Annotated in this window: 11 protein-coding genes; 7 read left to right on the top strand and 4 right to left on the bottom strand. The window is 68.0% G+C overall.

Annotated features, from left to right (window positions below; genetic code table 11):
- Positions 1-26 precede the first annotated feature (26 nt).
- A complete protein-coding gene (locus tag KVT44_RS20760) occupies positions 27-338 on the top strand; it encodes a hypothetical protein (protein ID WP_217568089.1) in 312 nt (103 codons plus the stop codon).
- A complete protein-coding gene (locus tag KVT44_RS20755) occupies positions 335-664 on the top strand; it encodes a hypothetical protein (RefSeq protein WP_217568088.1) in 330 nt (109 codons plus the stop codon). The genes KVT44_RS20760 and KVT44_RS20755 overlap by 4 nt, the downstream gene beginning before the upstream one ends.
- 22 nt (positions 665-686) lie before the next feature.
- On the opposite strand, the gene KVT44_RS20750 is transcribed toward KVT44_RS20755, so the two are convergent.
- Genes KVT44_RS20750 through KVT44_RS20735 form a run of 4 tightly spaced genes read right to left on the bottom strand, consistent with a single transcriptional unit; the run spans position 687 to position 4,558 of the window.
- Entirely contained in the window at positions 687-1,463 is a 777-nt protein-coding gene (locus KVT44_RS20750; RefSeq protein ID WP_217568087.1) for a succinate dehydrogenase/fumarate reductase iron-sulfur subunit, read from the bottom strand.
- Entirely contained in the window at positions 1,460-3,403 is a 1,944-nt protein-coding gene (locus KVT44_RS20745; protein ID WP_099920810.1) for a fumarate reductase/succinate dehydrogenase flavoprotein subunit, read from the bottom strand. Before KVT44_RS20745 ends, KVT44_RS20750 begins: the two co-directional genes overlap by 4 nt.
- An 18-nt stretch (positions 3,404-3,421) precedes the next feature.
- Positions 3,422-4,243 (bottom strand): hypothetical protein, encoded by an 822-nt coding sequence (locus KVT44_RS20740; protein ID WP_217568086.1) that lies wholly within the window; start codon positions 4,241-4,243, stop codon positions 3,422-3,424.
- A gap of 24 nt (positions 4,244-4,267) precedes the next feature.
- Positions 4,268-4,558: a hypothetical protein gene (locus KVT44_RS20735; RefSeq protein WP_099920808.1), complete on the bottom strand. Its 291-nt coding sequence runs from the start codon at positions 4,556-4,558 to the stop codon at positions 4,268-4,270.
- 395 nt (positions 4,559-4,953) lie between these two features.
- Here KVT44_RS20735 and KVT44_RS20730 point away from each other — a divergent pair, with 395 nt between their 5' ends.
- From KVT44_RS20730 to KVT44_RS20710, 5 genes are all read left to right on the top strand, one after another.
- Positions 4,954-7,200 carry an ABC transporter family substrate-binding protein gene (locus tag KVT44_RS20730; RefSeq protein WP_217568085.1) on the top strand — a complete coding sequence of 749 codons (2,247 nt, stop codon included), beginning with the start codon at positions 4,954-4,956 and terminating at the stop codon, positions 7,198-7,200.
- Positions 7,201-7,379: 179 nt separating this feature from the next.
- Complete coding sequence (typA, locus tag KVT44_RS20725) at positions 7,380-9,287, top strand: translational GTPase TypA (RefSeq protein WP_099920805.1); 1,908 nt, start codon at positions 7,380-7,382, stop codon at positions 9,285-9,287.
- Positions 9,288-10,009: 722 nt separating this feature from the next.
- Entirely contained in the window at positions 10,010-11,635 is a 1,626-nt protein-coding gene (locus KVT44_RS20720; RefSeq protein WP_099920804.1) for an ABC transporter substrate-binding protein, read from the top strand.
- A gap of 154 nt (positions 11,636-11,789) precedes the next feature.
- Positions 11,790-12,722 (top strand): ABC transporter permease, encoded by a 933-nt coding sequence (locus KVT44_RS20715; RefSeq protein WP_099920803.1) that lies wholly within the window; start codon positions 11,790-11,792, stop codon positions 12,720-12,722.
- Positions 12,715-13,662, top strand: a complete 948-nt coding sequence (locus KVT44_RS20710; protein ID WP_099920802.1) for an ABC transporter permease — start codon at positions 12,715-12,717, stop codon at positions 13,660-13,662. Before KVT44_RS20715 ends, KVT44_RS20710 begins: the two co-directional genes overlap by 8 nt.
- Position 13,663: the final 1 nt, after the last annotated feature.

Below are 13,663 nucleotides of genomic sequence, written 5' to 3'. Positions count from 1 at the left end.
GCGCGCTCTGGGGGAGGGGGAAGTCCGTGCACCCGTATCTGGTTGGCTTGGTCGCGCTGGCGATGACCGGCACGGCGCTGATGGGGATCGCCGGGATCACCACGGGCTGGGTGGCGCCCTGGATGCGCATACGTGTCCTCCGGCCGAAGCTGTGGGGGTACGGCGTGCTGGTGGGGGCCGTCGGCATGTCCCTGTACATGTTCATCGGGCCGTTCCGAGGCCCCGACCTCAGCATGGCGCCCTTCGCGATGACCGGTATGGCCATGTTCTTCGCGGGGCTCTGGCTGCAGACGCTCTCGCGGCGTCCCGGTCGCCCCGGCATCCCCGAACGCCGATGACAGGGCCCTGGCTCTTCGCGGCGGGCCTCGGCGAGGGCGTGGTCCTCGGACTCGCGGCGGCCGTCGGGATCGTCGCCGTGCGCGGCGGCCGGGTGCCGGGGTGGGAGCGCCGTCCCGTCGTCCGGCGCCGCCTGTGGGGCCAGGGCGCGCTGGTACTGACGGCGGCCCTCGCCCTTGAGTCGCTGAGCCTGGCCTTCACTGGGCCCGGGTTCCTCCAGTTCGCCGTCGCCGTCGTGAGCGGCGCGGGCCTGATCACCGGGGCCGCCCTGATGCACCGGGCGACCCGGGACCGCCGCCGCGGCCCCACCGCTCCTTCGACTCCCTAGGGTCCTAAGGGTCCTAAGGGTCCTATGAAGACGAATCCCGCCTCCTGATCTTCGACCCCAGCCACACCAGCGGGTCGTACTTGCGGTCGACCGCGCGTTCCTTCAAGGGGATCAGGGCGTTGTCCGTGATCTTGATGCCCTCGGGGCAGACCTCCGTGCAGCACTTGGTGATGTTGCAGTAGCCGAGGCCGTGCTCGTCCTGGGCGGTGCGCTTGCGGTCCAGGCCGGTGTCGGAGGCCGCGTCCAGCGGGTGCATGTCCAGTTCGGCGACGCGCATCAGGAAGCGCGGGCCCGCGAACGCCGGTTTGTTCTCCTCGTGGTCGCGCACGACATGACAGGTGTCCTGGCACAGGAAGCACTCGATGCACTTGCGGAACTCCTGCGAGCGGTCCACGTCCTCCTGCTGCATGCGGTACTCGCCGGGGCCGAGACCGGCCGGGGGGACGAAGGCGGGGATCTGGCGCGCCTTCGCGTAGTTGAAGCCGACGTCCGTGACGAGATCCCGTACGACCGGGAAGGCGCGCAGCGGTGTGACGGTGATCGTCTCCTCCCGCGTGAACACCGACATGCGCGTCATGCACATCAGCCGGGGGCGCCCGTTGATCTCCGCCGAGCACGAACCGCACTTGCCCGCCTTGCAGTTCCAGCGGACGGCCAGGTCCGGGGCCTGGGTCGCCTGGAGCCGGTGGATGATGTCCAGCACCACCTCACCGTCGTTGACCTCGACCGCGAAGTCCTCCAGGCCGCCGCCCTTCACATCACCGCGCCACACCTTGAAGCGGGCCTCGTAGCTGCTCACTCGTAGAGCTCCTCTTCGGCGAGGTACTTGACCAGCTCCTCCTTCTCGAAGAGGGCGAGCAGGTCGGGACGAATGGGTTCGGTGGTCTCGCGGCTGAGGTCGATCTGACCGTGCACCGGGTCGGTGGCCGCCAACCCGCCTGTGGGATCGGTGAGTTGGCACAGGAGGTTCACGCGACGCCAGGTCCGCTCCATCGTCGGATGGTCCTCGCGGGTGTGGCCGCCGCGTGACTCCGTGCGCTCCAGAGCGGCGCGGGCCACGCACTCGCTGACCAGGAGCATGTTGCGCAGGTCGAGGGCGAGGTGCCAGCCGGGGTTGAACTGCCGGTGGCCCTCGACTCCGGCCCGCCGTGCCCGTACCCGCAGCTCCGCGAGTTTCTCCAGGGCCTGTTCCATCTCGGCCTCGCGGCGGATGATGCCGACCAGGTCGTTCATGGTCTGCTGGAGTTCCTGGTGGAGGGTGTACGGGTTCTCGGGCGGGCGTCCGCTCTCCGTACCGGGCTCCGGACCCTCGGCCGAGAAGGGCCGCAGGGCCTCGGCCGCCGCCGTGTCGATCTGGATGTCGTCCACGGGCGGGCGGTCCCCGGCCAGGTCGGCGGCATACCCGGCGGCGTGCAGTCCCGCCCGCCGCCCGAAGACCAGCAGGTCGGAGAGGGAGTTGCCGCCCAGCCGGTTGGAACCGTGCATGCCGCCCGCGACCTCACCGGCGGCGAACAGCCCCGGTACGCCGCGCGCGGACGCCGAGTCCGATTCGACCGCGATGCCGCCCATCACGTAGTGACAGGTGGGCCCGACCTCCATCGCCTCCGCCGTGATGTCGACGTCCGCGAGCTCCTTGAACTGGTGGTACATGGAGGGAAGCCGGCGCCGGATCACCTCGGCGGGCATACGGGTCGACACATCGAGGAAGACCCCGCCGTGCGGCGACCCGCGACCCGCCTTCACCTCGGAGTTGATGGCGCGGGCGACCTCGTCGCGCGGCAGCAGCTCCGGGGGACGCCGGTTGTGGTCCGGGTCCTCGTACCAGCGGTCGCCCTCCTCCTCGGACTGCGCGTACTTCTCCTTGAAGACGTCCGGGATGTAGTCGAACATGAACCGCTTGCCGTCGGAGTTCCTGAGCACCCCGCCGTCCCCGCGCACCGACTCGGTGACCAGGATCCCCTTCACCGACGGCGGCCAGACCATGCCCGTCGGATGGAACTGCACGAACTCCATGTTGAGCAGCGGCGCCCCGGCGAGCAGCGCGAGGGCGTGCCCGTCGCCGGTGTACTCCCACGAGTTCGACGTCACCTTGAACGACTTGCCGATACCGCCGGTGGCGATGACGACGGAGGGAGCTTCGAGCACGAAGAAGCGCCCGGACTCGCGCTCGTAGCAGAACGCGCCGGAGACGCGGTTGCCGTCCTTCAGCACACGCGTGACGGTGCACTCCTGGTACACCTTCAGTCGGCTCTCGTACTCGCCCGTCTCCTTCATGTCCTCCTGCTGGAGCGACACGATCTTCTGCTGGAGGGTCCGGATGAGCTCGAGTCCGGTCCGGTCGCCGACGTGGGCGAGCCGCGGATACTCGTGGCCGCCGAAGTTGCGCTGCGAGATCCGCCCGTCCTTCGTACGGTCGAACAGGGCACCCCAGGTCTCCAGCTCCCACACCCGGTCCGGGGCTTCCATGGCGTGCAGCTCGGCCATCCGCCACTGGTTCAGGAACTTCCCGCCCCGCATGGTGTCGCGGAAGTGGACCTGCCAGTTGTCGTGGGAGTTGACGTTGCCCATCGCCGCCGCGATGCCGCCCTCGGCCATCACCGTGTGCGCCTTGCCGAACAGCGACTTGCAGATCACGGCCGTACGAGCGCCACGTTCGCGCGCCTCGATGGCGGCGCGCAGTCCGGCGCCCCCGGCACCGACCACGACAACGTCCCACTCCTGCCTGTCAACCACGGACATCAGAAGGCCCCACCCAATCTAGAAGAAGCGCGGATCGTCGAAGGCGCCGGACGCGAGCAGATACACGTAGAAGTCGGCGAGCGCCACGCTGATCAGCGACGCCCACGCGAGCAGCATGTGACGGGCGTTCAGTTTCCCGACCCACTGCCACATCCGGTAGCGCACGGGATGTTTGGAGAAGTGCTTGAGCTTGCCGCCGACGATGTGCCGGCAGGAGTGGCAGGACAGGGTGTACGCCCAGATCAGCGTGATGTTGAGCAGGAAGACCAGGGTGCCCAGGCCCATGTGGCCCCAGCGGTAGTGCTCGTCGCGGAAGGAGAGCACGGTGTCGTAGGTCAGGATCCCGGCGACGACGATCGCGGCGTAGAAGAAGTACCGGTGGACGTTCTGCAGGATGAGCGGGAAGCGGGTCTCGCCGGTGTACTTCTTGTGCGGCTCGGCGACCGCGCAGGCCGGCGGCGACGCCCAGAAGCCGCGGTAGTAGGCCTTGCGGTAGTAGTAGCAGGTCAGCCGGAAACCGAGCGGGAAGATCAGGATGATGATGGCGGGGGAGATGCCCCACCAGCTCCCGAAGAGGTCCGCGTTGGGGCCCGCGTGCATCGTCTGGCACCGCTCGGCCAGACAGGGCGAGTAGAACGGCGAGACGTACGGCGCCGAGTAGTAGTTCGTGTCCGCGAACGCGCGCCAGGTCGAGTACACGACGAAGGCCAGCAGCCCGGCCGCGGTGACGGCGGGCGCCAGCCACCAGCGGTCGGTGCGCAGATGCGGGGCGGTGATCGCGGCGCGCGTGCTGGTCCGTACGCCGCCGCTGTTCGGTTGGGGTTCCGTACCAGTGGTCAAGGGAGAGCTCCGGTCGGGGTCGGGTCAGGGGGCGTGCCGGTCGCGGGCGCCGAGACCCTCGTCGTCCGAGTCGGTCCACAAGGCGTTGTCGTACGGGGTGTCGGGGATGGCCACGAGATCGGGGCGCCGCGGCGAGGCGACGCCGGGGGCCGTCTCGCGCAGCAGCGCGACGCTCTCGCGCAGATGGTCGGCGTCGGCACGGACGCGGCGCATTTCGAGCCCGCCGCTGCCGATTTGCTGCTCCAGGCGGCCCACTGACCGGTTCAGGTCGTCGAGGCAGCGCTGCACTGACATCAGGTCGTCTTGCACGGACATGACGTGACCTCACTTCCGTGGGCCTTCGGGGCCCTGGGTGGCAACGTTCATGCGCCTGCGAGTGTTGCGCGTCACACCTGCCGGTGTGAAGGGACGTGCACCAATTGGCGGGCGTGCGCTGGGGGCGCCGTCCCCTGGGGGTTGCGCCCCCAGACCCCCGCTTCGGCCTGAACGGTCTCGTCCTCAAACGCCGGACGGGCTGGATCGAGTCGGCCGGCGTTACGCCGCACGGGTGTGCTTGCTCTCGCTCCTCGCGTGTCGCCACCGGCCGGCGAACCCTTTCCTCTTCAGTGGGTCCGTAGATCTGATCAACTCCTTATATCGGTAAATATACCGCTAAACATGATCAGAACCCCTGTTCGCCCGCGGAGCGGCTTGTCCCGGAGGTAGCAGAGATGACCCACGACGGCGTCGGACTGCGCGCGGTGATGCGCTCGGTCGCGTTCCTCACCGCGGGCGCACTCGCGGTACCCGCCCTCGCCGCGTGCAGCGCCGACGAGGAGGTCGCCAAGCCCCTCGCCGCGCAGGACATCGCACCCGCGACCCGTGACCGGATCGCGGACGGCGGCACCCTCCGCTGGGCGGTGGACGCCGTACCGCAGACCCTCAACACGTTCCAGGCGGACGCCGACGCCGGCACCTCCCGGATCGCCGGCGCCGTACTGCCCTCCCTGTACCGTCTCGACTCCAACGGCACCCCCCAGCTCAACCCCGACTACCTCGAATCGGCCAAGATCGTCGAGACCGAGCCCAAGCAGGTCGTGCTCTACAAGCTCAACCAGCAGGCGGTCTGGAGCGACGGCCGCGAGATCGGCGCCGCCGACTTCGCCGCCCAGTGGCGAGCCCTGTCCGGCAAGGACAGCGCGTACTGGACGGCCCGCAACGCCGGCTACGACCGCATCGAGAAGATCGAGCGAGGCAAGAGCAACCTGGAGGTCCGCGTCACCTTCAGTCGCCCCTACGCCGACTGGAAGTCACTCTTCTCACCGCTGTACCCCAAGGACGTGATGGGCACCGCGGACGCCTTCAACGACGGGGCGCGCCGCAAGCTCCAGGCCACCGCGGGCCCGTTCACCCTCCAGACGATCGACCACAAGAGCGGCGAGGTCCTCCTCGCCCGCAACCCGCGCTGGTGGGGCCGCCCCGCCAAGCTCTCCGAGATCGCGCTGATCGCCGTCCCGCGCGACAAGCGGGCCGAGGCCCTCGCCGCCGACAAGGTCGACCTGGCCGAGATCGACCCCGAAGAGGCCGGCCGGATCACGCTCGCCGCCCGCGACAAGGGGACCGCCCCGCTGCAGGGGCAGGGCTCCGCGCTCACGCCCACGAAGGCGCTGCGCTCCTGGGCCGTCGCGCACGGCTCCGACGAGAAGGCCGCGTCCGAAGAGATCAAGGCCCGCAAGAAGCAACTCACGGCGATCGCGACGTACGCCCGTCAGCAGACGTCCCTGCGTGACTTCGTGGTCCGCAAGTCCCTCGAGCCCGCCTACACCCAGCTGGCCCTGAACGGCTCCGAGGGCCCGCTCGCCGACGAGCGCGTCCGCCGCGCCGTCGCCCGCGCGATCAACCGCGACGAACTGGCGAAGGCCGTCCTGGGCCCGCTGGGCCTGCCCGCCGTCCCGGTCGGCAGCCACCTCGCGCTCTCCGGCCAGCCGGACTACGCCGACAACAGCGGCGCGCTCGGCGGTCAGGACACCAAGGAGGCGCAGGCGCTGCTGGCGGATGCCGGATGGGTGCCCGGGGGACCGGTGAACGAGCAGCAACAGCAGCAGAAGAAGGAGAAGGACAAGGCGGCCGGGCCCGAGGGCAAGAAGGCGGACTCCGGCGCCGACTCGGACGACGGAACGTTCATCGTCGGCGAGGACGACAAGAACGGCGAGGCCGACCGGGACAAGAAGGACCCGAAGGACCACGCCGAGAAGCACGAAAAGAACGGGAAGGAGCACGCGGACGACGAGGCCGGCAAGCATCTCGACGGCAGGCAGTACGCCCCCAAGGACAACCGGCAGGGCGGGGCGCCCGGCGCCTACGCGCCCAAGGGCACGGCCGCCCCGGCGGGCGCCGCGGCCGGCGCGCTCGCCAAGGACGGCAAGGCGCTGACGCTGCGCTTCGTCCTGCCCTCGGGTCCCGGTTCGGACGCGCTGCGCACGGTCGCCGACCAGATCTCGCGGATGCTGGAGCGCATCGGCATCCGTACCGAGACGTCCAGGGTGCCGGACGACAGCTATTTCAAGGACCACATCGCCTCGGGCCAGTACGACCTGGCGCTGTACTCCTGGCCCGCCTCGGCCTTCCCCGCCACCGACGCCCGCCCGATCTACGCGAAGCCGGTCCCGGCAGCCGACGGCTCCCTCGCCGTCGAGCAGAACTACACCCGGGTCGGCACCGACCAGGTCGACCAGCTCTTCGACCAGGCCATCGCGACGCTGGACGAGGACGAGTCGCGTTCCCTGGTCCGCAAGGCCGATGCCCGGATCTGGGCCGCCGCCGGATCGATTCCCCTCTATCAGCGCCCCCAGCTCATGGCCACCCGCCTGACCCTCGCCAACGTCGGCGCCTTCGGGTTCCAGACCCCCCTCTACGAGGACATGGGCTTTCTGAAGAAGGGCGCGCAGGGGGGAACGGCACCGAAGAAGGACAGGTAGGAAGGGCAGGCAGGAAGGGCGATCGACGCCGCTCACGGCCTCCGGATTAGCCCGCGGAGGCCGTGCCCGTCAAGGCCACGTACCATGGGGTAAGGCCGTGGCGTGTCCAGCCCGGCAGGGTCCGCGTAGCACTGACGTACGCGCAGGCCGTCCACTCACTCCGGGAGAAGCGCCTCAATATGGCCACGCGCCACGACATCCGCAACGTCGCCATCGTCGCCCACGTCGACCATGGCAAGACCACCCTGGTCGATGCCATGCTCAAGCAGGCCGGTGCCTTCGCCGCGCACGCCGCCGAGTCGCTTGACGACCGCATGATGGACTCGAACGACCTGGAGCGTGAGAAGGGCATCACGATCCTGGCCAAGAACACGGCCGTGAAGTACCACCCGAAGGATGGTGGTGAGGTCATCACCATCAACATCATCGACACCCCGGGCCACGCCGACTTCGGTGGCGAGGTCGAGCGCGGTCTGTCGATGGTGGACGCGGTCGTCCTCCTCGTCGACGCCTCCGAGGGCCCGCTGCCGCAGACCCGCTTCGTGCTGCGCAAGGCGCTGCAGGCCCGCCTGCCCGTCATCCTGTGCATCAACAAGACGGACCGTCCCGACTCGCGCATCGACGAGGTCGTGAACGAGGCGTACGACCTCTTCCTCGACCTGGACGCCGACGAGGACCAGATCGAGTTCCCGATCGTCTACGCGTGCGCGCGTGACGGCGTCGCCTCCCTGACCAAGCCGGAGAACGGCACGGTCCCGCAGGACAGCGACAACCTGGAGCCGTTCTTCACCACGATCCTGGAGTCCGTCCCGGCCCCGTCCTACGACGAGTCCGCCCCGCTCCAGGCGCACGTCACCAACCTGGACGCCGACAACTTCCTCGGCCGTATCGCGCTGCTCCGCGTCGAGCAGGGCGAGCTGCGCAAGGGCCAGACCGTCACGTGGATCAAGCGCGACGGCTCGATGTCCAACGTCCGCATCACCGAACTGCTGATGACCGAGGCGCTCACCCGTAAGCCGGCCGAGAAGGCGGGCCCGGGTGACATCTGCGCGGTCGCCGGCATCCCGGACATCATGATCGGCGAGACGCTTGCCGACCCCGAGAACCCGATCGCGCTGCCGCTCATCACGGTCGACGAGCCGGCCATCTCGATGACCATCGGTACGAACACCTCGCCGCTGGTCGGCCGCGGCGGCACCGGTAAGGGCGCCTCCGCGAAGGCCGCCGTCAAGGACCGCAAGGTCACCGCCCGTCAGGTCAAGGACCGTCTGGACCGCGAGCTGGTCGGTAACGTCTCCCTGCGGGTGCTGGACACCGAGCGTCCGGACGCCTGGGAGGTCCAGGGCCGTGGTGAGCTCGCGCTCGCCATCCTGGTCGAGCAGATGCGCCGCGAGGGCTTCGAGCTGACCATCGGCAAGCCCCAGGTGGTCACCCAGATCGTCGACGGCAAGGTGCACGAGCCGGTCGAGCGCATGACGATCGACGTGCCCGAGGAGCACATGGGCGCGGTCACGCAGCTCATGGGCGTCCGCAAGGGCCGTATGGACAACATGTCGAACCACGGCTCCGGCTGGGTCCGCCTGGAGTTCGTCGTGCCCTCCCGCGGCCTCATCGGCTTCCGGACCGAGTTCCTGACCGGCACGCGCGGCACGGGCATCGCCCACTCCATCCACGAGGGCCACGAGCCCTGGTTCGGCACGCTGACGACCCGTAACAACGGCTCGCTGGTCGCCGACCGTGCCGGTGCGGTCACCGCCTTCGCGATGACGAACCTCCAGGAGCGCGGTGTGCTGTTCACCGACCCCGGCACCGAGGTGTACGAGGGCATGATCGTCGGCGAGAACTCCCGCGCCGACGACATGGACGTGAACATCACCAAGGAGAAGAAGCTCACCAACATGCGCTCCGCCGCCGCCGACTCGTTCGAGGCGATCGTCCCGCCGCGCAAGCTCTCCCTGGAGCAGTCCCTGGAGTTCTGCCGCGACGACGAGTGCGTCGAGGTGACCCCGGAGGCCGTGCGCATCCGCAAGGTCGTCCTCGACCAGAAGGAGCGCGGTCGCACCGCCAGCCGGGCCAAGCACGGCTGACCTCGACCGTTCCGCAGTGATTTCGGGCACCTCGCATCCGCGGGGTGCCCGATGCGTTGGGGGGGGCGCGCCGAGCGTGATGCGCAGCTTGCGCAGCGGTACGGGGCTGCGATAGGGCGGGGAGCGAGGGGAGGGTAGGGAAAACCCTTCATTACGGAGGAGGAGCCCTCCAAATTGGCCGGTTCCCACTACCCTGCAATCACGTGGGTCCCGGCCGCACGGCGCGTCTCGGTGCCGTGATCACACCGTCGGGGACGCACTCGCTTGATCAGCGAACGGCCTTGTCGTGGAAGCCCGTTGACCGCATAGAGGGGCAGTTGCCTCCGCCGGTCCGGGGTGGGTGGGCACGCCGATGGCACCCCCACATGACGGCCACGATAGCCGCAACCCCTTTTTTCGCTCCGTGCGTCCGCAATGCGGACGGTCGAGACCGATAGATGTGTAACAAGTCCGTTTCGCAGGGATCTTTCAGCAAACCCTTTGTCCGGATTTTGGAAGAAGTAGGCGACAGGTGTGATCGAACCGAGACCTTGTGAGTGTGGTCGGGGTCTGGCCCATGGCAGATAGTTAGGCGCGTAGAGCTCGGGTCAACGGGCCATACGCCTTCAGGTGGCGTCGGCTTGCGAGCGCAGGGGGCACCAGCACTTTCTCCGTCCCAAGTGTCGGCAATGTGACTAGTGCTCCCTTTTGCGGTGAACCAATGGACTCATGAGGAGGAACCCATGCGCGGTGCCAAGAGCGCCAAGTGGGTCGCGATAGCTGCGGTTGTGGCGCTGGGAGCGACCGCCTGTGGTGGTGGCGGTGGCGACAAGGGCGGCGACAGCAAGGCCGCCGTCGACCCGGCCGGTAAGTTCTCGGTCGAGGTGGGTGAGCCGCAGAACCCGCTGCAGCCGGCCAACACCATGGAGTCCAACGGCAGCATTGTCATCAAGTCGCTCTTCTCGCAGCTCGTGAGCTACGACGACAAGGGCAACATCGTCTACGTGAACGCCCAGTCGGTGGACACGAAGGACAACAAGACCTACACGGTCAAGCTGAAGTCGGGCTGGAAGTTCCACGACGGCACCCCGGTGACCGCCACGTCCTACGTCAAGGCGTGGAACTGGGCCGCCGCCCCGGCGAACAAGCAGACCAACAGCTTCTGGTTCTCCGACATCGCGGGCTACGACGACGTCGCCCCGGCGAAGGGCAAGCCGAAGGCCACGGAGATGTCCGGTCTGAAGGTCGTCGACGACAACACCTTCACGATCACGCTCTCCAAGGCGATCCCCTACTACGTCTACAAGCTCGGCTACGAGGTCTTCTCGCCGCTGCCCGAGTCCTTCTACAAGGACCCGAAGGCCGCGGGCGAGCACCCGATCGGCAACGGCCCGTACAAGTTCGTCAGCTGGTCGCACAAGAAGCAGATCGAGGTCGCCAAGTTCGACGGCTACCAGGGTCCGGACAAGGCCAAGAACGGTGGTGTGATCTTCAAGAACTACACCAACCTGGAGACGGCCTACGAGGACCTGAAGTCGGGCAACGTCGACGTCCTGCGTCAGATCGCCCCGAAGGACCTGCCGGTCTACAAGTCGGACCTCGGCAGCCGCGCGGTGGACAAGGCGTACTCGGCGATCCAGACGATCACGCCGGCCTTCTACACCAAGCAGTGGAAGGGCATCAACCCGAAGGTCCTGCAGGGCCTGTCGATGGCGATCGACCGCAACACGATCACCAAGACGGTGCTCCAGGGCACCCGTGAGCCCGCCACCGGCTGGGTCGCGAAGGGTGTGCTCGGCTACGAGCCGAACGCCGGCGGTGACGTCTTCACGTACAACCCGACGAAGGCCAAGCAGCTCATCAAGGACGGCGGCGGCGTCCCGGGCAACGCCATCACCATCCAGTACAACGCCGACGGCGGTCACAAGGAGTGGGTGGAGGCGGTCTGCAACTCGATCACCAACGCCACCGGTGTCAAGTGCTCCGGCGACTCCAAGGCCGACTTCCAGGCCGACCTGGACGCGCGTGACGCGCACGCGGTCAAGTCCATGTACCGCAGTGGCTGGGTGCTCGACTTCCCGATGAACGCCAACTTCATCCGTGACCTGTTCGGCACCAAGTCGGACGGCAACACGAGCGGGTTCTCGAACAAGAAGGTCGACGCCGACATCGCCGCGGCCGACACCGCCAGCTCGCTCGCGGACTCGGAGAAGAAGTACCAGGACATCGAGAAGGAGCTCGTCAACTACATGCCGAGCATCCCGCTCTGGTACTACAAGGTCAACGCGGGCTACTCGGACAAGGTCACGGGCGTCGCGTACGCCCAGGACGGCGACCCGATCCTGACCGGCGTTCAGGTCAAGAAGTAACCGCAATCAGCCCGTGATCCCGGGTGCGGCGCCGCCTCGTGCGCCGCGCCCGGGGGGACGGCAGCGGCCGGGGGGCCCTTTCCACGCGCATCGTTCAGGGGTGCGCGGGGAAAGGGCCCGTCGGCTGTCGCCGTAGTAACTACATGGAGGCACGATGGGGCGCTACGTCGCACGACGACTGCTCCAGATGATCCCGGTCTTCATCGGGACAACCCTGCTGATCTTTCTCATGGTCTACGCCCTGCCCGGCGACCCCGTGCGAGGCCTGTTCGGCGACAAGGGCGGAAGCCCCGCCGTCATCGCCTCACTGAGACATCAGTACGGCCTGGACCAGCCGATCCTGGTGCAGTACTACCACTACATGAAGGACATGATCCTTCACTTCGACTTCGGCACGCAGATCGCGAGCGGCCGCCCCGTCACGGACGTCCTCGGCGAGGCGTTCCCCGTGACCCTCCGCCTCGCCTCGCTGTCCTTCGCCATCGAGGTCGTCCTGGGCATCGCCCTGGGCGTCTGGGCGGGCATGCGCGCCGGGCGGTTCGCGGACAACGCGATCCTGCTGGTCTCGCTGCTGCTGATCTCCGTTCCGGTGTTCGTTCTCGGCTTCATCCTGAAGGTCGTCTTCGCCTTCCAGCTCAACTGGCTGCCGCCGAACGTGAACGACTCCACGAACTACAACGAGTTGCTGATGCCGGCGTTCGTCCTCGCGACCGCTTCACTGGCCTATGTGACCCGGCTCACCCGTACGTCGGTCGCCGAGAACCTGCGCGCCGACTACATCCGTACGGCCATCGCCAAGGGCCTGCCGCGGCGTCGTGTGGTGGGTGTCCACCTCATGCGCAACTCGCTGATCCCCGTGATCACCTACCTGGGCACCGACATCGGCGCGCTGATGGGCGGAGCCGTCGTCACCGAGGGCCTGTTCAACATCCAGGGCATCGGCGGCACGATCTACCAGTCCATCGTGCGGCGCGAAGGCACCACGCTCGTCGGCCTGGTGACCATCCTGGTGCTGGTCTACCTCCTCGCCAGCCTGCTCGTCGACCTGCTGTACGCGGTCCTGGACCCGAGGATTCGCTATGCCTGACGTGACCAAGACCGACGTCCAGACGGCGGTGGCGACCGACGGCGGGGCCACCCCGGTGGCGGTCCCCGCGGCCAAGCCGGAGAAGTCCCGCAGCCTGTGGGGCGACGCCTGGAACGACCTCCGGCACAGCTGGATCTTCGGTGTCTCGGCGGTGCTGATCCTGCTGCTGCTGACCATCACCTTCTTCCCGGGGCTGTTCACCGACACCGACCCGATCAAGGGCGATCTGGCCAAGCACTTCCTGCAGAAGCCGAAGCTGGGCCATGTGTTCTCCGCGGACTGGCTGGGCTACGACCAGCAGGGCCGCAGTGTCTACGCCCGTACCATCTACGGCACCCGGGCCTCCGTGGCCGTGGGCTTCGGCACCACCCTCGCGGTGACGCTCGTGGGTGGCCTGATGGGCATGATCGCCGGATACTTCGGCGGCATCGTCGACTCGATCCTGTCGCGTCTGACGGACGTCTTCTTCGGCATCCCGTTCCTGCTCGCCACCATGGTCGTGCTGACCTCCTTCCCGGACCGTACGACCTGGGTCGTCATCGGCGCGCTGGCCGCCTTCGGCTGGACGCAGATCGCCCGCGTGATGCGCGGCGCGGTGATCACCACCAAGCAGGCCGACTACGTACACGCGGCCAAGGCCCTGGGTGCGAGCACCCCGCGGATCATGTTCCGGCACATCCTGCCGAACACCCTCGCCCCCGTGATCGTCGTCTCCACCATCTCGCTCGGTGTCTACATCTCCGCCGAGGCGACCCTGTCCTTCCTCGGACTCGGCCTCAACGGCGTGTCCTGGGGCAACGACATCTCGGACGGCGGCAACCAGATCCGCGTGGCGCAGTGGATCATGCTCTATCCGTCGATCATGCTCAGCATCACGGTGCTGGCGTTCATCATGCTCGGTGAGGCCGTCCGTAACGCCCTCGACCCGAAGCTGCGCTGAG

It is taken from the genome of Streptomyces sp. GbtcB7 (genome assembly GCF_019091445.1).
In the GTDB taxonomy this organism is placed as follows: domain Bacteria; phylum Actinomycetota; class Actinomycetes; order Streptomycetales; family Streptomycetaceae; genus Streptomyces; species Streptomyces mirabilis.
The sequence above is the reverse complement of the archived record's forward strand: the minus strand, read 5'-3'. Positions and strand labels throughout refer to the sequence as shown.